18 protein-coding genes are annotated in these 21284 nt (G+C 57.6%); 4 read left to right on the top strand and 14 right to left on the bottom strand.

Features of this window, described 5'->3' with window-relative positions:
* The 3 genes from IFT84_RS10850 to lsrA are packed head-to-tail and all read right to left on the bottom strand — an operon-like array spanning nucleotide 1 to nucleotide 3534.
* Nucleotides 1-1011 carry an ABC transporter permease subunit gene (locus IFT84_RS10850; protein ID WP_192119250.1) on the bottom strand — a complete coding sequence of 337 codons (1011 nt, stop codon included), beginning with the start codon at nucleotides 1009-1011 and terminating at the stop codon, nucleotides 1-3.
* A complete protein-coding gene (locus IFT84_RS10845) occupies nucleotides 1008-2039 on the bottom strand; it encodes an ABC transporter permease subunit (RefSeq protein WP_192119248.1) in 1032 nt (343 codons plus the stop codon). Before IFT84_RS10845 ends, IFT84_RS10850 begins: the two co-directional genes overlap by 4 nt.
* Nucleotides 2032-3534 (bottom strand): autoinducer 2 ABC transporter ATP-binding protein LsrA, encoded by a 1503-nt coding sequence (lsrA, locus tag IFT84_RS10840; RefSeq protein WP_192119247.1) that lies wholly within the window; start codon nucleotides 3532-3534, stop codon nucleotides 2032-2034. Before lsrA ends, IFT84_RS10845 begins: the two co-directional genes overlap by 8 nt.
* A gap of 237 nt (nucleotides 3535-3771) precedes the next feature.
* On the opposite strand from lsrA, the gene IFT84_RS10835 reads away from it, so the two are divergent.
* From IFT84_RS10835 to IFT84_RS10825, 3 genes are read left to right on the top strand one after another with little or no spacing between them, the layout of a single operon-like run.
* Entirely contained in the window at nucleotides 3772-4719 is a 948-nt protein-coding gene (locus tag IFT84_RS10835; protein WP_192119244.1) for a sugar-binding transcriptional regulator, read from the top strand.
* A 4-nt stretch (nucleotides 4720-4723) separates the two neighbouring features.
* Nucleotides 4724-6289 (top strand): autoinducer-2 kinase, encoded by a 1566-nt coding sequence (gene lsrK, locus IFT84_RS10830; RefSeq protein WP_192119242.1) that lies wholly within the window; start codon nucleotides 4724-4726, stop codon nucleotides 6287-6289.
* 55 nt (nucleotides 6290-6344) lie between these two features.
* Nucleotides 6345-6659: an antibiotic biosynthesis monooxygenase gene (locus IFT84_RS10825; RefSeq protein WP_192119240.1), complete on the top strand. Its 315-nt coding sequence runs from the start codon at nucleotides 6345-6347 to the stop codon at nucleotides 6657-6659.
* Between the two features lie 144 nt (nucleotides 6660-6803).
* On the opposite strand, the gene IFT84_RS10820 is transcribed toward IFT84_RS10825, so the two are convergent.
* From IFT84_RS10820 to IFT84_RS10770, 11 genes are all read right to left on the bottom strand, one after another.
* Complete coding sequence (locus tag IFT84_RS10820; protein WP_192119238.1) at nucleotides 6804-6989, bottom strand: hypothetical protein; 186 nt, start codon at nucleotides 6987-6989, stop codon at nucleotides 6804-6806.
* Nucleotides 6990-7136: 147 nt separating this feature from the next.
* Entirely contained in the window at nucleotides 7137-7874 is a 738-nt protein-coding gene (locus IFT84_RS10815) for a sulfite exporter TauE/SafE family protein (RefSeq protein ID WP_192119236.1), read from the bottom strand.
* A 154-nt stretch (nucleotides 7875-8028) separates the two neighbouring features.
* Nucleotides 8029-8793 (bottom strand): SDR family NAD(P)-dependent oxidoreductase, encoded by a 765-nt coding sequence (locus IFT84_RS10810; RefSeq protein WP_192119235.1) that lies wholly within the window; start codon nucleotides 8791-8793, stop codon nucleotides 8029-8031.
* A gap of 4 nt (nucleotides 8794-8797) precedes the next feature.
* Nucleotides 8798-10402 carry a rhodanese-like domain-containing protein gene (locus IFT84_RS10805; protein ID WP_244651185.1) on the bottom strand — a complete coding sequence of 535 codons (1605 nt, stop codon included), beginning with the start codon at nucleotides 10400-10402 and terminating at the stop codon, nucleotides 8798-8800.
* A gap of 58 nt (nucleotides 10403-10460) precedes the next feature.
* Entirely contained in the window at nucleotides 10461-11525 is a 1065-nt protein-coding gene (locus IFT84_RS10800; protein WP_192119231.1) for an ABC transporter substrate-binding protein, read from the bottom strand.
* Nucleotides 11522-12925, bottom strand: coding sequence for an LLM class flavin-dependent oxidoreductase (locus IFT84_RS10795; protein ID WP_192119229.1), 1404 nt, complete (start codon nucleotides 12923-12925; stop codon nucleotides 11522-11524). The genes IFT84_RS10800 and IFT84_RS10795 overlap by 4 nt, the downstream gene beginning before the upstream one ends.
* Before the next feature lie 5 nt (nucleotides 12926-12930).
* The gene (locus IFT84_RS10790) at nucleotides 12931-14508 is read right to left on the bottom strand and encodes an FAD-dependent oxidoreductase (RefSeq protein ID WP_192119227.1); all 1578 of its coding nucleotides are present in this window, start codon (nucleotides 14506-14508) and stop codon (nucleotides 12931-12933) included.
* Between the two features lie 11 nt (nucleotides 14509-14519).
* Nucleotides 14520-16259 carry an ABC transporter permease gene (locus IFT84_RS10785; RefSeq protein WP_192119225.1) on the bottom strand — a complete coding sequence of 580 codons (1740 nt, stop codon included), beginning with the start codon at nucleotides 16257-16259 and terminating at the stop codon, nucleotides 14520-14522.
* Nucleotides 16256-17407 carry an ABC transporter ATP-binding protein gene (locus IFT84_RS10780; protein WP_244651184.1) on the bottom strand — a complete coding sequence of 384 codons (1152 nt, stop codon included), beginning with the start codon at nucleotides 17405-17407 and terminating at the stop codon, nucleotides 16256-16258. Before IFT84_RS10780 ends, IFT84_RS10785 begins: the two co-directional genes overlap by 4 nt.
* A 38-nt stretch (nucleotides 17408-17445) precedes the next feature.
* The gene (locus IFT84_RS10775) at nucleotides 17446-18783 is read right to left on the bottom strand and encodes an LLM class flavin-dependent oxidoreductase (RefSeq protein WP_192119224.1); all 1338 of its coding nucleotides are present in this window, start codon (nucleotides 18781-18783) and stop codon (nucleotides 17446-17448) included.
* 148 nt (nucleotides 18784-18931) lie between these two features.
* Nucleotides 18932-19780 carry a helix-turn-helix domain-containing protein gene (locus IFT84_RS10770; protein WP_192119222.1) on the bottom strand — a complete coding sequence of 283 codons (849 nt, stop codon included), beginning with the start codon at nucleotides 19778-19780 and terminating at the stop codon, nucleotides 18932-18934.
* 94 nt (nucleotides 19781-19874) lie between these two features.
* On the opposite strand from IFT84_RS10770, the gene melA reads away from it, so the two are divergent.
* Nucleotides 19875-21188, top strand: coding sequence for an alpha-glucosidase/alpha-galactosidase (melA, locus tag IFT84_RS10765; protein WP_192119219.1), 1314 nt, complete (start codon nucleotides 19875-19877; stop codon nucleotides 21186-21188).
* The last annotated feature ends 96 nt before the right edge of the window (nucleotides 21189-21284 follow it).

Here is a 21284-nt window from a genome sequence, read left to right as displayed (position 1 = left end):
TTACTTTCCTCCTGAAGTAAGTGCCGTCTGGCTTTTTTTGAGCCTGATCACGGCGATGAAATCGGCAAGCAAAGCGCTTCCTTGGCGCATTGCGACCGCTATAACCAGCAACCCTCCCGAAAGTGCGCTGGAGATCTGGCTTGAGACACCGCTCGCCTGCAGTCCCTGCTGCAAGTAGCCGATGACGAACGTGGCAATCAGCGTGCCAAGGATAGACCCCTGACCGCCGTAGATGGATGCGCCACCGAGAACCGCTGCCGTAACAGCGGGCAGCAACGTTGCTGACCCAAGATCAACGCGGGCCGATCCGAAATATGCAGACAATGCAAGCCCGGCTATCGCCGCACAGAGACCGGTGACGACATAGGTGATCGTTTGCACTTTTGCCACTGGAATGCCGGCAAAGCGCGCGGCAGACTCCGATTGACCGACCAGAAAGACGGCGCGGCCAAAACGGGTGAAATGAAGCAGTGTAACGAGCACGGCAGCCAATGCCAGAAACAAGACGAGCGTCGCCGGCAGGCCAAAGATCTGTGCGTAGCCGAAAGCATTGAACGCCTGCGGGAAATTGCCGATTCCCTCATAGCCGCCTGCGCCAACAAGGCCGGAGGCCACGGTCGCGGTACCTTGAAACAGATAGAGACTGCCAAGTGTGACGACGAGCGGCTGGATTTTCGAAAGATGGATTATGGTCGCATTAAAAAGGCCACAGGACGCGCCCGTCACCAAAGCCACCGCGATCGAAATTGGCAGTGGCACTGCGTAGAAGGTTGCCACCCCGAAAACGATCGCCGCCAGTCCGATTGTCGAGGCAAAGGAAACATCGATCCCTCCGGCAATGATCACGAGCGTCAACGGTAGGGCGACGATACCGATCTGCACGAAATCCGAGGTTCCGTAAATCAGGTTTCCAAGATTGAGAAAACGTGGATTGACGATGCCGAAGATGGCAAGCTCAACGACCAGCATAGCAAGCAGCGCAGTTTCCCAACGGAAGATCAGTTTTTTCATAGGCCTGCCTCCAAGGCTTTGGATGTTTGATCCCGGCCTTCGACAACTGGCGTCCGGTCATGCACAGCATAGCGGCGCGCGCGGATGCGGTGATCTATAACCTGACGGATACGTCCATCGAGCAGGAGCACCGACAGAAGCAAAGCACCGGCGATAAAGTCGTTCCAGTAGGCGGGGATCTTCAGGAACACGAGCGCACTATCGATGGAGGTGATAAAAATTACGGCCGCGACCACACCGGCCACGGAGCCCGTGCCACCCAGAAGGCTGACACCGCCCAGAACGTTGACCGCGATGGCCTTGAGTTCGACGCCGTTACCAGCCTGATTTGGGATGAAGCCGATCTGAGCTGAATAGACGATACTAGCAAGAGCAGCACACGCGCCCGTTGCCACAAAAGCGGAAAACTGCACACGGCGAACAGGCACACCCAGATGATGAGCCGCTGCTCGATTGTCGCCAACTGCATAGAAGAACCGCCCGAAGCGGGTACGGCGCAGGAAGAGCCAGAGACCGCCGATGATGGCAACCACGACAACGGTCAGCACGGAAAAGCCGAGGCCAAGATTGCCCGCGAGCGCCTTCAAGTCCTGCGGCAGGTCCTCGATCCAGCGCCCGCCGGTCATCACCAGCATGATACCGCGATAGAGGCCAAGTGTTCCAAGCGTTGCAACAATCGAAGGAATACCAAGATACGCGACCATCAGGCCGTTGAACGCACCGGCAGCAACGCCCGTCAACATGCAAAGCGCAACTGCCAACGGAAGACCAACGCCAGCATTCAGCGAAAGGCCGAGAACTGCGGCGCTCAGTCCCAGCACCGAGCCGCTGGAAACATCGATATTGCGCGTCACGATGACGACCATCGTTCCGAGCGAGATGAGCATCAAAACGAGGCTGCTTGCAAGCACTGTCGATGCCGTGGCACCGGAGAGATAACCGGGGGCAGCCGCACCGATCGCAGCATAGGCAACAACAAGGATAACAAGCAGCGTAGCGACGCGGTTGCGCGCGAAAAGGTCAAGCATGATTGGCCTCCGAAGCGCCGAAGGCGAGTTTGGCGATGGCATCGACACTGATGTCGTCGACAAGCGCACCACCGTGCTGCCCAAAAGCCATGACCTGCACGCGGTCGGCCAGTTGTTCGATTTCATCGAAGTCCGATGAGATGAGCACAATCGCTACACCATCGGCTGCAAGCGTGCGGATCAGCGCATAGATATCGTTGCGAGCCGCTACATCGACGCCACGGGTTGGCTCATCGAGGATCAAGACTTTGGGCCGGGCGGAAAGGCACTTCGCCATCAGCACTTTTTGCTGATTGCCGCCAGAAAGCCCCCGCGCTGCCTGTCCCGCGCTGGTGCATTTGATACCCATGCTGTTGCGGAAACCATCGAAGGAAAGGCGTTCCTGACTGGAACGGAGGAAGAAAGGCAGGCGGTGAATCAGGTAGGAAGATACATTCCAGAATAGAGGGGCCTCAAGAAACAGCCCGTTCTGCTGGCGGTCCTCCGGTAGGTAAACGAGGCCCTTGTCGATGCAAAGGCGCGGAGAACGTTGAGAAAGCTCCACGCCATCCAGATGAACGCTTCCAGCGAATTGTTTGCGCAGGCCAAACAATGTTTCAGCAAATTCAGTACGACCGGCGCCAACTACACCCGCAAGTCCGAGGATTTCACCGGCGCGAACTTCAAGGCTTATGTCGCGAAAACCCTCGCCTGATAAACCGCGCACAGAAAGACGTGGCTGGCCTATTTGGGCAACCTTCGCCAGTATGCTGGTCTTTTCTCCCTCCGCCGAGGTTTGCACGTGGCTCATCGCTTTAACAATTTCGCCATCGTTGTAATCATCCAGCGACCCGGAGAGCACAATGATCCCGTCGCGCAGAACGCTGATCGTTGAGCAGATTTCCCGGATTTCGCGCAGCTTGTGGGAAATGAAAAAGATGCCGACACCTTGCATTTGAAGCTTTCGGACGCGGTCGAACAACGCTCTGGTTTCAAAGGGCGTTAACGCTGAGGTCGGTTCGTCGAGAATAAGAACCCGTGCATCACGCACGAGACCGCGTAGAATCTCCACGATCTGCCGTTCGGCAATTTCGAGCGTTGCTGCCTGCGCATCAAGATCAATAGCGACCGAGAGTTCCTGCACCAACGTGCGAACACGGGGACGTAACGCGCGTGGCGAAGCCCGCAGGCCAAGGCAAATGTTTTCCAGAACGGACTGATTGGGAAGGATATGTGCTTCCTGGGGCACCAGATAGAGGCCCAGCTCTTGTGCCAGTGCAGGAGATGCGTGGGTCAAAAATTGACCGTTGATTTCAATCCGTCCGGAATTGGCCGGTATGATACCGGCAATGATTTTCATCAGGCTGGATTTGCCCGCGCCGTTGCCTCCGAGAAGCGCATGAACCTCGCCAGCACCAAGCGCCAGCGACACGCCACGCAGCACCGGCACGGCACCATAGGACTTCCAGATGTCCTCGAGAACAGCGACCCTCCCGGCCGCTAGATCCTTCGTCATTCCTCACCCGTTCAAATGTATCCACTGACAACTATGTGATCACAGCTAACGGTGCTCGTCAATATGGTCAATGTAATCTTCACGCTTAACAACATCTATGTTCTTCTTTTGAACTCATTTCCCTTACCAATTTGGCGGTTTGTATCAGAAAATATTTTTGTACCTAAGAGAGTTGACGGAACAAATGATCATTTGATATTCAAATGATCACAGACAACATTGATGGGACTGGGCTGTATGGCTTCGGACAATAGCGAGTGGAGTTACGCAGACGCGGACGAGGAAACCCTGACGCGCATTGCATGGTACTACTACAACGATGGACTGACCCAGAACGAGATCGGCGAGCGACTGAACATGTCTCGCATCAAGGTTTCACGGCTGCTGGAAAGCGGTCGGCGTTCCGGCATCATCCAGGTGCGCATTAATTCTCGCTATCAAGGCTGTCTTTCTCTGGAGCACGAAATCAAGGACCGCTACGGCTTGCAAGAAGCTTATGTCGTGCCGCAACTGCCCAACCAGGATCCCAGCGACCGCCTCGGACAGGCGGCAGCACAGTTCCTGATGCAACGCCTTCAACACGGCGACCTGCTTGCGGTGGGGTGGGGTGCTACGGTCAGCAACACCATCCAGCGTCTTGGTCATCTTGCCAATGAGCGCGATATCGGCCTCGTCAGCCTAACGGGCGGCGTCGGAACCTATGTCGATGGTATGCGCACGGCCAATTGGGGTAGCAGCGTTCATTTGGTTCCGGCTCCGCTCGTGGTGCGGGATCCGGAAGTTGCGAAAAACCTGTCACTCGAGCCCGCTGTCGCCAACCTGCTGGATATGGCGCTCAATGCCTCGTACCAGCTCGTTGGAATCGGCGAACTGTCCGCCAACTCGACTGTTGTTCGGTCCGGTTATGTCAACCCCGACGAAGTCGAGCCGCTGCGGCGGAAGGGCGCTGTCGGCGACATTCTTTGCCAGTTCTTTGACGACAGGGGACATGTGCTTGAATTGCCGCTGCATGACAGAGTTATCGGTGTAAAAATTGCCACGCTGTCCCAGGCCGAAAAGGTCGTCGCTGCAGCAGGCGGCTTGTACAAAGTTCAGGCCATTCACTCCGCACTGCGCGGCAAGTTCGTCGGTATCCTGATCACTGACGAAACGACGGCTGCTGGCCTGTTGCAAATAAAGGACTGAGGCGATGAACCAACGTTATCTTCTGGCCGTGGATGCAGGTACTGGCAGCGGCCGCGCTGTGCTTTTTGACGTCGATGGCAACCAGATTGCCAGCGCCCAGCACGAATGGTGGCACAAGGCCGATCCGCGCTTTCCGGGATCGATGGACTTCGATGTCGAAGGCAATTGGGCGCTTCTGTCTCGAGCCATCCGCAAGGCAATTGCCGAAGCAGGCATCACCGCCGCAGATATCGCCGCAGTAAGCGCCACGAGCATGCGCGAGGCGATCGTCATTTATGATCGAGAAGGCCGGGAAATCTGGGCCTGCGCCAACGTGGATAGCCGCGCCAACACTGAAGTGCGCGACTTGAAGACCAGTTTTCCGCAGCTTGAGCCGGAGCTGTATGCGCTATCCGGTCAGACCTTCGCCCTTGGTGCATTGCCGCGTCTGCTTTGGCTTCAACGTAATCTGCCAGAGGTCTACGCCCGCATGCACCGCGTCGCGATGCTATCGGATTGGGTGCTTGCCCGCCTTTCCGGCGTACTGGCAAGCGACCCATCCAATGCCGGGACGACCGGGATTTTTAGCCTGACCGAACGCGCGTGGTTGCCGGATGCCATGAGCAAGGCCGGGATGCGCGACGACGTTTTCGCGCAGACTGTTGAGCCGGGAACCGTCATTGGCCGAGTCACATCACGCGCGTCGGAAGAAACCGGTCTTGCCGTGGGTACACCGGTGGTCATGGGTGGCGGGGACTGCCAGATCGGCACCGCCGGGCTTGGCGTTGTCAATGAGGGGGACTGCGCGGTGCTGGGCGGCACTTTCTGGCAACAGGTGGTCAATGTCTCACCTACGGTGACCGATCCGTCGATGAACCTGCGCATCAATCCGCATGTCGTCACAGGCCTCAATCAGGCCGAAGCCATCAGCTTTTTCGTCGGCATCGTCATGCGATGGTTTCGCGACAGCTTTGGCGGCGAGGAAATTGCGAAGGCAGCCGCAACCGGCGGAGACGCCTATAGCCTGCTCGAAGAAAAGGCGGCGAACATACCGCCGGGTGCCTATGGCATTATCCCCATCTTTTCGGACGTCATGCACTATGGAAACTGGTACCACGCGGCGCCTTCGCTGCTTAACCTGTCGATCGATCCGGAAAAATCCGGCAAGGCGGCAATTTTCCGTGCATTGCAGGAAAACGCGGCAATCGTCGCCGCACGCAATCTCACTGCCATCTTCAAACTCTCAGGCAAGACACCGGAAAAGATTGTCTTCGCGGCAGGCGCTTCGAAGTCCGCGCACTGGTCACAGATGCTGTCGGACGCCACCGGTCTTGCGGTCGTCACACCTGTCGTCAAGGAGGCGACAGCGCTCGGATGCGCCGCAGCCGCCGGGATCGGTGCCGGTCTCCACCGCGATTTTGTCGATACCGCTGACCACTGGGTGCGCTGGGATCGGCATTTTGAGCCAAATTTACAAAACAAAGAAATATACGACGAAGCCGGCAATCGCTGGGCACGAGCTTATGCCTTGCAACGGCAACTTGTTGACGAAGGCATTACCACGGCCATGTGGAAAGCGCCCGGTCTCTGATCCCGCCACTCATCGCGCTACAGCGTTACATCCAATACTTACCAGGAAAATCGATATGCTCATTCAAATGGTCAGCATCAAAGTCAAAGACGGTCAAACTGCCGAATTTATCGAGGCGTTCCGTATCAACTATGAAGGCACACGAAAGGAACCCGGTAATCTGCGCTTCGACGTGCTGCGCGATCCGCAGGATCAAAACAGTTTTCTGATCTACGAGGTTTTCGCCTCAGCCGACGCGCTGGACGATCACCGTCGCACACCGCACTATCAGGAATGCGTCCGGCGGATCGACCCTATTCTTGCGGGGCCACGCACGAAAGTGTTTTTCAATGCTGAAATGGCCGATTTTCTCGAAACCGCGAGCTCGTAAATCTATCGCAGGTCAAGCGCTCGACGTCGTCCTCAAGATCCAGACAGCATTGCACGCAATGCTCACCGGGCTACAGCAACGACTACGCGTCATCTGAGCAACCCCGATTGAACCAAACAGGTCCGCCATCCGCATTGGTACGGGTCATAGCTTATGAATGCCGGGCATAGACTGTTCCGTCGTCTCGCTGACATGGATATCCGGCTCGTCGACCCGCGCCTGATGTCGAAGGACATCGCGGACCAACGATCTGGCTTCCCTGACCGAAGTGCCGTTGCGGTGTTCCGTGCGCAGTCTGGCGATAACCAGCCGCATAAAGCTTCGATCCATTCCGCTACTCCCTCTGAACCCGCAATATTAGAAATAGTAGTTATAATAGATAATTTTTTATAGGTGTCGAGGGGTTTCGGATGAAACCCTGCCAGTTTGATGTTCGTTGTCGTGACGGTCATAACCCACTGTTTGCCGGCTGTCAGATCAGCTGATTCCGACAATTCCGCGCATGAAATAAACTGCGCCAATGGCTGTTACGATCCAGCGTGTCCAGATGCGGAAGTTCACATCGGTCATGCGGTGAAGGATAACGTTCCCAGCCCGTGTGCCCAATATGGCAATTGGTACGGCGACTGCTACCGCCGTCCACCCTTCGCTGGATAGTTCCGTGGCGGCATCCCAGTAAAACACCACTTTGGTAGCGTGGGTTATAAACTGGAATGCGGCTTTCGTGGCAATCACCGCGCGCCGGTCCATGGTCGTGCGGATGAAGAAAATGTCGATTGTCGGTCCTGAAACACCCAAACCCAGCGCCAGCACACCAGAAATCAAACCGCAGGCAAACGCATGGGATGGGCGCTGCGCATCCAGATTCAGGCGGCCGAGCGGCAGCCAGACGATGACCGACAGGCATCCGATAGCCAGAGATACAACAACGAGGCTGGGACGATAGTCCACAAACAGCAACAGGCTGGCGGCTACCGCAAGGCCTGCAATCAAGATAAAAAGAATTGAATGCGCCAGAAATGCCCGTGAGAACCACGCGCGTGAACTGTTGGATACCATCTGGACGATGCCGTGAACGGCAATGGCGGTGGATACCGGCGCGACGAACATCAGCACCCACAACAAAATCAATCCGCCTGCCATGCCAAACACACCCGATAGAAGGGAGGTCAAGAAGACAGTCGCAGCCATGCTGGAAAAGAAAAGGACGCTCATATAAGTCTGCGAAAAATTGGAAGGGCTCAATAGAAAGGACGGAACGGCGGATCTGCGACTGTTACGAGGATGGCTATAGCATGTAGGGGGTAAACCGGAATTGTTTCCGTCAGCTTGATTGGGATGAAACAACGAATTAGCGCAGGTGGACGCTTTAAGGCAGGTAAAGTCCACCGCTGACATGAAGCGTTTGCCCGGTGATGTAGCCCCCGCTTGGTAGTGCCAGAAACCGCACCAGCTCTGCAACATCCTGTGGCTCTCCCTCGTGGCCCACCAGAGGGTGCCTGCCACCGGCCAGCTTGCCGCCGGTGCCGGAGTTAGCCGAACGCTGACCGCCAATGGCGCCGGGAACCACAAGGTTGGCCGTCACACCCTCGGTGGCAAATTCCACCGCCAGTGCCTTGGTAAACCCTACCAGCGCGGCCTTGGCGGTGGCCACATGCAACCGTTCGCAAACCCCGACATGAGCGCTGACCCCGCCAAGCGTAATAACGCGGCCAAAGTGCGCGGCAATCATATCGGGGACTACAGCTTGCGTAACGAGAAAAGCACCCTCGACCGCAACCGAATACACCGATCGGAAGGTCTCCAAATCAAGGTCCAGAAACGGGCTTTCACCGCGGATCGCAGCATTGTTGATCAGAATACTGACAGGTCCGGCAGCCGTGTGAATATCATGTACCAGCTGTTGCACCGCATCCTCGTCCGTGAGGTCGGCCAGCAAAGCCGTTGCTTTTCCGCCAGTGCTGCGAATTTCGTCGGCCACCGCTTCAATATCATGCCGGGAACTGCGGGCATGGGTGATAACGTGCGCGCCTTCACGCGCGAGCGCCAAGGCTGTCTGGCGGCCAATCCGCCGCGCCGATCCGGTCACCAATGCCACTTTGCCCGCAAAGGGCTGTCTGGACAGGTCTGTCATGGGATTACGACTCCTGCGGTTCAAAGGAGAAGGATACGGTGCCGTCGCGGTTCACCTGTTGCACCAGATCCAGCTCCCATTGCAGATATTGGCGCATGGCTTCTTCTTGCCTATCGGTTCGCTCGAACGCTTTCAGAAATACGTCATTGGGTTCGGAGATAAACCGATGCTGATCGGTTTCCAGCGCCAGTCCGGCGTCAGACCATGCCGCCGTTCCGCCCGCCAAAACTTTGATGTCGGCGTTCGTGGCAGCGCGCAGTTCTCCAGCTGCAAGCCGGGCGAATACGCTGTCCGGGGATGTCACCACATAGACCGGGGCCTTCGGCAGCGCATGGGCATCCTGTGTAAAGCGGCCACGGATGGCAAACCATGCACCGGGAATATGTCCGGCACGATACATGCGGCTTGTTGCAACATCCACAACGACGGCCTTGCCACCATCGAGCAAGCCGGAGAGTTGTTCAACGGAAACCTCGTCAAAGACCGGCTGGCGAACATCAAGGATTGGATCGGCAGGCATGCCGGTCTCCAGAGTTTCGCCAACTGTCTCGTCGCCGACGACATAAACATGGGCAAACCCCATCCGTACCAGCCATGCAGCGGTGGCGCGTGCGCGCACACCATCGCTATCGGCCAGGACGATGCGGGCTTTGCGCACCGCGATGAAGGTATCGGTTGCCTGAACCAGCTGCCCGCCCGGCGCCGAGCGAAACCCGCGACGGTGCCCGGCGCTATATTCAGCCACATCTCGCACGTCAAAACGGTAGAGCGTTGTGGAGTCCTGTTCGCGCTCGAACCGTGCCAATGTGTCCCGCGTGATCACGGGGACGCGGTGACGCTCCGCAAGCCTGTCCGCAGCAGTGCGGGCCCAGCATAATGCTGCATCGGCGGGCAGGGGTGCCACACGGCGAGCGCCCCGCTCAACCGCCAAACCGGAAAGATGCCACCCTTGTGTACCGTCTTTCAGCGACAAGACCGGGTTCGGCAAGCCTGCATCAATCAGGCTTTGGGCACCGATGATGGAGCGCGTGCGACCACCGCAATTGACCACGACCAGCGTGGTCTCAGTTTTAACGATTTCCCGAACCCGCAACACCAGCTCGCCACCGGGACAATTGATGGCACCGGGAATGGTAATCCAGTTATACTCATCGAACGGGCGGCTATCGATCAGAACGATGTCTTCGCCCCGGTCACGCCTTTCCTGAAATTCGTGGGCGGATATGTGCGGTGTTGCATAATGGATCTCGACAAACTCTCCAAACGCCTTGCTTGGAACGTAAACTCCTTCGAATACCTCCAACCCACGCGCCTTCCATGATGCAATGCCGCCCGCCAGCACCGAAACATCGCTGTATCCGGAATCGTGCAGGACCGAAGCCGCACGTTGCGCAAGGTGTTCATTGTCGTCGATCAGGACGATGGGTGTTGCAAGACGCGGAACCAGTGGCGGCAGCAAGCGCTCCAGCCGGCTGAAAGGGACATTGCTTGCGGCCAGAACATGGGCCTGCGCAAACACGCCTTCCTCGCGCACATCGAGGACAGCAAGTTCCGTTTGTTGCGTTATGCGGTTGTAGAGCGTTTCGGCATTGATGCGGGGCAGGGTCATGGTCAACTCTCGAGCAAAGGCAGAAAAGCCCCGTTATAGAAAACGGGGCCGCTGTATGTTACTGACGGTTGAAGGCATCATCGAACTGTTCGAGAAACTTTTGTGAGGCCTCACCACCAATATCCTGATCGGCAACGATGATTTTCAGGTCGCTCAGGCGCGGCAGACCGCCGGGGATGGGTGTATCGGGATGCGTCGGAATGTACGATCCGGCATTGGCGACAACGGCCTGTCCCTCGGCGCTCGACAGCACTTCAAGCAGAAGCTTTGCCGCAGCAGGGTTGGGGCCGTTTTCGAAAATGGCCAGATAGTTCTCATTGGCCACCACGCCTTCATCCAGAATATAGGACTGGATGCTCTGGCCACGCTCGCGCGCAGTGATCACGTTTTGTGAGGAGATGAGCGGCGAAAGATCACGCTCGCCCGCAACAAGCAGACGTACGGACTCAGCATTGCCGCGTGTGAACAGAAAATCCTGTTGGCCAAGACCCTTGATCGTGTCCCAGTCGATAATCTTGTGCGCCAGCAATGTCTGGAACCACGTCAGCTGTGAAGCAGCCGTGCGCGGATCGGAAAAGACGATACGGCCTTTCCACTTTGGATCGAGAAAATCCGTGATCTTTTTGGGCAGGACGGATGGGTCCGGAAAGACCTTGGGATTGTAGGCCGCAGACAAAAGCGAAGCGGCAACGGCGGTGAAATACCCGCTATCCTCGCGAAAGTTTCCGCTGATCTTTTCAAAATCACGCACCTTGTAAGCGGTCAGCCACCCCTTGTCGCGCCAGGTGTTGAGAATAAAGCGCTGACTGATGAAGGTAACATCGGGATTGGTCCGCCCGGCCGCCTTTTCGGCCTCAATCGTAGGGATCAGATCCAGCGTTTGTTTTTGCACGATGTTCAGGCGCACATCGGGAAAGGTGTTGCGCCAGAACTCAAGCACTGCGGTGCTGGTTTCCTGCCGGTACGACGTATAGAAAACGACCTGACCTTCCTTTTTCGCGTGCTCGTAGAGGTCGGCAAACCGTTCCGGCAGGGTATCTGCGCGCGCGAATGCAGGGGTCATCAGCGCTACGGCCAATGTCAGTGTCCCCATGGCTTTGACGAGAGATCGCTTGGTTATCATGATGATTTGGTCTCCAAAATGGGTTGATCGCGCTCGGTGGCGGGTTGTTCGTTTGCCTTGTTGTGCCTGTGGTGGCGTTGTGGCCGGTGCAGCCCCAGATGTTCGCGCAGCGTTGTGCCCTCATATTCGGTGCGGAAGAGGTTGCGGCGTCGAAGTTCCGGCAGAACCAGTTCGATGAAATCGGTCAGCCCGCCCGGCAGGTATGGCGGCATGACATTGAAGCCATCGGCACCATCATTTTTGAACCGATCCTCCATTTCGTCCACGATCTGCTCCGGGGTGCCGATCACCTGCCAGTGGCCGCGCGCACCCGCGACGCGCAGAGCAAGGTCGAGGATCGAGAGATTTTCACGGCGTGCGAGGTCCAGCAGCAGCGTCTGTCGGCTCTGGGCGGCGTTGGTAACCGGTATATCGGTCGGCACCGGCGCATCATGTGGCAGATGGCGCAAGGGCACGCCAAGTCGATGTTCCAGAATGGAAAGGGCGACATCCGGGTGGATCAGGTTCTGTAATTGATCGAACTTGGCGCGGGCTTCGGCTTGCGTGCGCCCGACAACGGGAAAGATGCCCGGCATGATTTTCACATCGTCCGGCGCCCGACCGTGGTTTACGGCTTCGCGCTTCACATCGCGATAGAAAGCCTGCGCGTCCGCCAAGGTCTGTTGCGCTGTAAAGACGACATCTGCCGATGCGCCGGCCAGCGCCTTTCCCGGCCCCGATGAGCCTGCCTGAACGAGTACGGGCCACCCCTGCGGGGACCGGGGAATATTGAGTGGACCCCTGACACCAAAAAATTCGCCCCGGTGATCCAGCCGGTACACTTTGTCCGGATCGAAAAACGCACCGCTGTCCTTATCGCGGGTAAAGGCGTCATCTTCCCAACTGTCCCACAAACCCTGAACTACGGACAGGAATTCGGTGGCGCGCCGATAGCGATCACCATGGGCCAGGTGCTGCGCTCTGCCGAAATTGAAAGCCTCCGCCTCGTTGCCGGAGGTCACCAAATTCCATCCGGCCCGCCCGCCGCTGATATGGTCAATGGACGCGAATTTGCGCGCCAGCACATAGGGCTCATTGTAGGTGGTCGAGGCGGTTGCCACCAGACCGATCCGTTCGGTTACCGCTGCAAGCGCGCTCAGCAGAGTGAGCGGTTCAAACTGGGCGATGTAGTGGGTGGAAAACTTAGCCAGGGCGCTCCAGTCTTCACCCCGGGCACCGGCGCTGTCGGCCAGAAACAGCATATCGAACTTGGCTGCCTCCGCAGCCTTTGCCAGTTCGGCATAGTGGCGAAAGTTGATGCCTGCATCCGCTTGTGCATCCGGGTGCCGCCATGCGGCCGCGTGGTGGCCGGTTGGATAGAGAAAGGCTCCGAGAGCCATATGTCCGGTTCTGGATGACATGTGCATTACCTCCCTGCATCGGCAGATGCTGAATTCTCAGCGGTTTCAACCCAAGGAGCTTGCGCTGCTGCCTGTGCGCCAGCGATCTGTCCGGTGACGAAGCATTCGCCCAGATTGCCGCCGCCGAGATACAAAAAACCCCAGATCGAGCCAATTTCACCTGCCTCGTAAAGGCGCGGAATGGGGTCGCCGTGGGCATTGATGACGCGTTGCTTCTCGTCATGCACCGGTCCACCCTGCGTGTTATTGACCACGGGCCAGAGCGTGCCGACGTAGAAAGGGGCCGTCTGCACCTTGAACAGGGAGCCGCCCGGGCGGCCAAAAGCGCAGTCGTGACCGGCTTCGACGGACTGGTTCCAGAGGTCCAGTTGCTGCTGAAGGGTTTGGCTGTCCGCGCCGATCAGATCGGCCAGCTCCTCGACGGAGTCGGCTTGTTTCAGAATGCCGTTTTCGACTTCCTTGAGGTTGTCGTTGCTCCATTCGTAAGGCACGACCGACCGGTCGTTGACCACCGCCTGACCCAGCGGGTACAATTTGCGACCCTCTTCATCGAGAACCAGATAGGCCGGAATTTTGGGAAAGCGCTGTGTCACCGGGTCAAATTCGTCCAGAGGCCGGTGGCCCGTATCCTGCACATAGGGCTGGTATTCGTTCATGAACCGCCGCCCTGTGCCATCAAGCACGATCCACGACATCGACACATCCGGCTCTTTCACCTGCGGCGTCCAGTCCGGCAAGCGCTTGACCCGCAGCGCATAGGGATAGTCGGGATCGGGATGGCGGAAGCCGTAGGAACCGTGAAAATTCCACATATGCCACAGGTCCGCTCCGGCAGCCTGTGCCATGCGGATGCCATCGCCGGTGTTGCCGCGGGTTGCAACCGGCAGAACAGGCCTGATCTGCCAGTATTTGCGCTGAATCTGTGGAGCAGCCTCAAACCCGCCGGAGGCAAGCACAACGCCGCGCCGCGTTGCTATGCGTCTTTCCACATCGCGCTCGCGCACGATCACGCCAATGACCGCACCGTCCGGTGCCGTAATCAACCGTTGCGCCGACGTTTCCAGCCGTACGTCGATGGCGCGTGCGCGGACATTGTCATGCAGAAGCTTGAACACATTGGGACCGAGCAGACGCCCCCGTGCATGGGGGTATTCTGCACGCGCATCAAAGTCCGGGATGGACGCGACCTCGACGATGCCAAGCGCATCGTGGCCCGGAAAAGGGTAGTTGCCTCCCCGGTCGCGGACCACAATCTGCGCACCGTTGACCTCTGCCAGCTTACGAAAATATCGTTCAAGGTCCGCCATGCCAGACGCCATGGCATCCAGCACGGCATCGGGAACATCCGGCCCGGCGCTGTGGCGCAGATATTCCCGTCCTCGGGGAATATCTGTCACGGTGCGCACACCGCCACCGGCGCAAATGGAAATTCCGCCGGGGTCCGGCATTTTCTCGATCAGCACGACATGCGCGCCCGCGTCATGGGCGGCGATTGCGGACGCAGCACCGGCAAAGCCGAAGCCGATGACCAGCACATCGCAGGTTTCATCAAAATGTTCAGGCAGAGGTTTGTGTTGAGGCATTCCGGGTCCTGTTATTGAATGTTGGCCGTCTTCTTGCGGTTGAAGAGCTTGGCAAGCATCAGCATGACAAGGCTGACGGCAACGATGATGACCGCAAGGGCGGCAGCCAGTTCCACGGCACCGTCCTCGATGAACTGAAGAACGACGGTGGGCATGACCTGCGTATCGGATTGGGCCAGAATGGCTGACATCGACAGCTCGCGCAGGCTGAGCGAAAAGACCAGAACCCACGCAATGCCAACCGCGCCGCGCACCAGCGGAAAGGTTACGTCCCGTATGCTGCGTAGCCACCCGGCACCGGAAATACGGGCTGCTTCTTCCAGATCGGTCGAAAGTTGCTGAATGCCGTTGCGCACCATCACAAACGCAATTGGCAGCAATTTGCCCGCGTAGGAGATCAGAATGAGGGTCAGTGTGCCATAGAAAAGATCAACATATCCCATGAGAACGCCGACCGCATAAGCGATGGACGGAAAGCCATAGGCGATCATCACCAGAAAGCTGATCAACTCCCGGCCAAAAAACCGGAACCGCTCGACAATCCACGCCAGAACCAGTCCCAGCGTTGCGCAAACAGTTGCGGTGGCGAGCGCCAGCAAAATGGAGTGAATGATGGAGCTTCGCGCCGGATAATAGGGATCGACGATCAGCGCGTAGTGCTTGCCCACCAGATTGGCGAGGCTGATATCGGCGCCGAAGCTGGTTAACAGCGACAGCAAAACGAGCGAACCGAGGGGGAGAATAGCCGTGACGGACGCAACCACGATACAGAATGCGCCTGCCAGCCAGCGCCAGCGGCCAAGCGAGACGATCTGCTCCGGCGTGGCCTTGCCGGACAGGGTGCGGAAGTTTTCAGCGCGGATCAGGTACTTCTGAATCAACAGACTGATCGCCGTGAACACCATGATGGGCATGGCAATGGCAGCCGCATAATTGAACTGGGGCGGAAAGGTCAGCAGATCGTAAATCTTGGTGGTGATGACCGAGAAGTTGGCCATTGTGCCGATAGCCGCAGGTGCGCCGAACGATGACAGCGCATCCAGCATGACCAGAATGACGGCAGACAAAACAGCCGGACGCACCAGTGGCAGCGTAACGGTCAGCGTTGTTTTCAGCTGGTTCGCACCCAGCACCCGCGCCGCCTGCTCGTGGCTGGCATCAATATTGTTCAGCGCAACATTGACCGCAAAGAAGACAAGGGGAAACACGCCAATGGTTTCGATGAAGACCAGTCCGCCGAAGCTCATAATATTCAGCGGTGCATGGGTGAAGCCGAGATAGTTGATGGCCAGTGCGTTGAGATAGCCGGAGTTTGGAGCGGCCAGAAATATCCAGGAAATAACGGAAATGAATGTCGGAATAACAAATGACACTCCGGCGGACAGAAATACGAGCGATTTTCCGGGTGCATCTGTGCGTGCCACCAGCCAGGCGAGGGGGATGCCCAGCGCGCAGGAACCCAAGGTTACCCAGAAGACCAGCCAGACCGAGTTGAGCGTGGCCGCCCACATGCCGCGACGGGAAAACGCCTCGCCGAAGGTGCTTAAAGTCAGATTGCCATCCGCATCGATCAGGCTGTAGCCGATCAACAGCGTCAGCGGGTAGGCAATCAGAGCGAACAGCACCGCTAAAGCCGTGCCGATCACCAGAACGCGTACAGGCTGGACGGCGGAAAGGCGACGCGAAGCGGCGGTGGCAAAACGCCCACGGGCGGCGGTTGAACGGGGGCCAGGAGCTGTGATCTCGCTCATGTCACGATCCACGCAGCCCCGGGCCGTGCCCAGAGCTGCGCCTTGCCATCCGTGACTGGAATGCGCTGGCGCGCTTGCACCCGCAGCAGCGTTTCGCATGCGCGCAGCTTAATCTCGTAATGGCCTCCGAGAAAAGCATCAGACACAAAATCCGCTTGTATGGGGCGTTCCTCGGGCGACCGCGCTTCCTCCACAAACCTTAGGTCTTGCGGGCGCAGCAAGGCCGTGGCGCGCACTCCCACCGCAGCCGTTTCCACCCAGCGACCGGGCGCGGCGCTCCAGAACGTGCCGCCGATATCGGGCGCCAGCAGCACCCGTCCGGCGTTTCGGTCCACTGCGACGACAGTCCCCTCCAGGAGGTTTGCGGTTCCCACGAAATTGCCGACAAAGCGGCTGGCGGGGGTGCGGTAGATCTCCTCAGGCGTTCCGATCTGCTCGATTTCTCCTTTGTTCATGACCACAATACGGTCTGCCAGAACGAGGGCTTCTTCCTGATCATGCGTGACGTAAAGGGATGTTATGCCGAGTTCACGTTGCAGCGTGCGCAGCTCAAACCGCATTTCATCGCGCAAGGATGCATCAAGGTTGGATAGCGGTTCGTCCAGCAATAGAAGGGATGGCCGTGTCGCCAGCGCACGCGCCAACGCAACCCTCTGTTGCTGCCCGCCCGAAAGTTCCGCCGGATACCGATCCGCAAGCGCGCTCAATTGAACGAGATCAAGGACAGAGGCGACCCCGGCCTTCACATCGGCCCGACGGTTGCCAGCCATCTTCAACCCATAGGCCACGTTTTCAGCTACCGTTTTGTGCGGCCAGATTGCGTAGGTTTGAAAGACCATGCCCAGACGCCGTTTCTCAGGCGGCAAGGCAAAGCTGGCACTGGATGCGAGAACGCCATCCAGATAGATCTCTCCGCTATCGGGTTGAAGGAACCCGGCAACCATGCGCAGCGTCGTGGTTTTGCCGCAGCCGCTTGGCCCCAGCAGCACCACACTCTCACCAGCCGCAATATTTAGATCGATGCCATTGACAGCGGCGGTGCTACCAAGCGCCTTTTTGAGGCCGCGAAGTGTGAGACGCGAGGAAACGCCAGTCTGTCCGCCAGGTACTTCACCCGTAGCCGGGAGGGTTTTGGAACGGGCGAGCAAGGGCATCTCCACAGGACAGAGGGTGCGCACGTGCTGCATCATGCAGACCGTGCGTAGCGGCTGGCCGGTCGCGGCAAGCCAAAGTGATCGCGAAGGGTACGGCCCGCATAGGTAGATCGAAACAGTCCGCGCTGCTGCAGGATCGGCACGACCTCATCAACGAAGTCAGCAAGCCCGGACGGGAAGATCGCGGGCATGATGTTGAAGCCATCTGCGGCTCCCTGCTCAAACCAGTGCTGGATATGGTCCGCAATGGATTTTGGTGTGCCAGCCAGCACCTTGTGGCCTCGCGCACCGGCAAGACGGTGCAGCAACTGCCGCAACGTGGGCTTCTCTCGTTTGACGATGTCCAGAATGACGCCAGCGCGGCTCTGTGCGCCTTGAACGGTATCGGGAACTGGAAACGCGTCAATCGGAATGGGTTTGTCCAGATCGAATACCGAGAAGTCAAATCCATCGAAACGCTGGGACAGATGTTTGAGACCCGTCGCAGGCAGCGTCAGATCATTCAACGCCTGCTCATGAGCCTGCGCTTCCGCTTTTGTTGACCCGAGAATTGGCGATAATCCCGGCAACACTTTAATGGCCGAAGAATCTCGGCCAAAGGCGCGCGCGCGGCTCTTCACATCATCATAAAACACTTTTGCATCGGCCAGATCCTGCTGAGCGGTGAAAATGGCTTCTGCATAACGGGCAGCAAAACTGCGCCCGCTTTCGGATGAACCCGCCTGAACAAGCAGCGGATGCCCCTGCGGCGAGCGCGGTTGATCGAGCGGCCCACGCACTTGAAAATGATTGCCGTCATGGTCAATCGGATGAATCCGTGCCGTATCGGCATAGGTTCCGGTTTCGCGGTCGTAAACGCGGGCATCGTCCTCCCAACTGTCCCAGAGTTTGGCGACAACCTCCACAAACTCGGTAGCACGCTGATAGCGATTTTCATGCGAAGCCAGTTCGTTGAAACCGAAATTACCTGCAGCCTCCGCCGACCATGACGTGACGATATTCCACCCGACGCGCCCGCCGCTGATATGGTCGAGCGAGGCAAACTGTCGTGCAAGGTTGTAGGGCTCATTGTAGGTGGTGGAGGCGGTCGCAATCAGCCCGATGCGCTCGGTGGCCCCGGACAATGCCGCCAATAACGTCAGAGGCTCCAGTTTGCCCTGTGCGACATGGCGGACGCTGCGCCCGATTGCCAATTGGTCCGCCAGAAAGAGACTATCGAAGCAGCCCCGCTCCGCAAGTGTCGCAATGTCCCTGTAGTAACCAATCTCGGTCGTACGCTCCGGCTGCGCACCTGCATGCAACCAAGATGCCTCATGGTGCCCGGTCGTCTGTAGAAAGACATTGAGGTGTAAAGCGGATGCGACTGCCATTGGTCCTGCTCATTGTGCTGTTCGGCAGGAAATTAGACGAGCGATCATCCGCACGACAGAATTCACCTCCTAAATTCTACTGAATTTGTAGAAAATGCCACTTGAGTTGACGGTGACCCTTCATGGGGATGGCGAGGCTTCGCGCTGTTTAGCCTTTGATAGACTCCCGGAACCGCCTTGGCGTTACTCCGGTCCTTTCCCTGAAGATATCGTAGAACCGGCTGCTGGAACCAAAGCCGCAGTCGAAAGCAATTTGCAACACAGAGTCGTTCGTATCGGTCAGTCGCTGCATGGCACGGGCGAGCCTGTATCTTAGAACATACTCGTTGACGGATATCCCGAGCACATCGCGGAAGGCCTTGTTGGCCGTACTGGCGTGCATGCCTGCCAGCCGCGCAAGCTCCGGTACGCTAACGGCGTCAGCATAATGTCTGTTGATGAGATCCGTGAGCAGTTCCACGTGCCGAACCGATGGGGCGGCAAATGGCGTGGGTGATGTGTCTATCGCAGGATTTGTCATCTCAGCGCTGTCCAGTATCAATCGGCGAACCCGGAGTTTGGTTTCGTCTTCAACCAGTATGCGCCGTGCGGGTGTACCCGAACGCCATTCCTGTTCCCACCGGCTCATGAGAATAGCGTCGGTGGGTTCCTCGGTGTGTTGCGTGATAAATCGTCCCTGAAGAATGGCCTGTCTCTCATCCTTGTCCGTGGTCATGGCCAGAAAATCAGCTAGAGGTATATAGATGCACACGAGCGGCGCATCGGCGCTCACCGCAATGGTTTGATGGGGAATGGCCGCCCAGAACAGGACGAGCCGCCCCGAAGCGACTTTTTCCTGCTTTCCGTTGAACAGATAGGTCATCTGTCCCGACAGCAGAAGATTGATTTCGATATGATCGTGCCAGTGTGCCGTCGTCATCGTATCGGCGATGTGTCGCTCAATCAGGAAGCGTCCGTTGGACGCTGCCCATTTGTTAGATTCCTCGTGATTTTTCATGCGAGGGTCGAATCCCGGAATAATTAAAGCGATTTTCGGAGGAAAGTCTTGTTTGTGACGAGCACGATGAAGCACGAACGATAGGGAGATTGCAATGCCAAAGATTTGTCTGATCGGTGCCGGCAGCACCGTTTTTGCTCAAAACATTCTCGGAGACGTGTTGTATTCACAAAATGGCGATGGTTATGTCATCAGCTTGTTCGATATTGACCCGGAACGGCTGAAGACATCTGAAATTGTAACCCGCCGGATTTGCGCATCGCTCCACCTGTCCAACGTGACGGTGGAAGCGACGCTGGAGCGACGCAAGGCACTGCAAGGTGCCGATTTCGTCATTCTGATGATGCAGGTGGGCGGTTATAAACCGGCAACCGTCACGGATTTTGCCATTCCCAAAAAATATGGTCTACGCCAGACAATCGCCGATACTCTCGGCATTGGCGGAATATTCCGGGGGCTTCGGACTATACCGGTTCTGGAGGCAATCTGCCGCGATATGCAGGATGTGTGTCCCAAAGCCCTCCTGATGCAATACGTCAATCCCATGGCGATCAATTGTTGGGCGATCAAGGACCTTGCGCCTGAGATACAGACGGTTGGACTGTGCCACAGCGTGCAGCATACGGCGGCGCATCTGGCGGAATGTTTGGGTGAGAACGTAGCGAACGTGAACTACGTCTCAGCCGGTATCAATCACGTCGCGTTTTTTCTTAAATACGAAAAGATACATGCCGACGGGCGGCGGGAGGACCTTTACCCGAAGCTGAAAGCTCTGGCGGCTGGCAAAATACCCGCCGATGACCGTGTGCGGTTCGATGTGCTGAAGCGGCTTGGCCATTTCGTGACTGAATCCAGCGAGCATTTTTCCGAATATACCTCATGGTACATCAAACGAGACCGGCCTGATCTGGTCGAGCAGTTCAATATTCCGTTGGACGAATACATCAGCCGGTGCGAGACCCAGATCGGTGAGTGGAATGTGCTGCGCAAAGACCTTGAAGGGGACAAGCCGATAGAGGTTTGCCGCAGTCAGGAATATGCCGCAGGCATCATCCACGCAGCGGTGAGCGGCACGCCTGCTCTTGTCTACGGCAATGTGCCAAACAATGGTTTGATCGAAAACTTACCGGATGAATGTATCGTCGAAGTGCCCTGTCATGTCGACCGAAACGGCGTGCAACCGATGCGCATCGGACGGGTGCCGACCCAACTGGCTGCCGTCATGAACCTCAGCATTTCCGTCCAGCACCTGACCGTCGAGGCCGCGTTGACGAAGAAGCGCGAACGCATCTACCAGGCGGCACTGCTGGACCCGCACACAGCAGCCGAACTCTCGCCAGACCAGATCTGGCATCTGGTGGATGACCTCATCGAAGCCCATGGTGATCTTCTGCCCGCCTACCATTAATCCGTGTGCCAAAAGGGACTGAGGAGCGCCGCCGAGAGGCGGCGTTTTTTCGTCTAATAAATCACAAAGCGTCACAAAACTGATTGACAATGATTT

The sequence above is a fragment of the Rhizobium sp. CFBP 8762 genome, assembly GCF_014841565.1.
In the GTDB taxonomy this organism is placed as follows: domain Bacteria; phylum Pseudomonadota; class Alphaproteobacteria; order Rhizobiales; family Rhizobiaceae; genus CFBP-8762.
The sequence above is the reverse complement of the archived record's forward strand: the minus strand, read 5'-3'. Positions and strand labels throughout refer to the sequence as shown.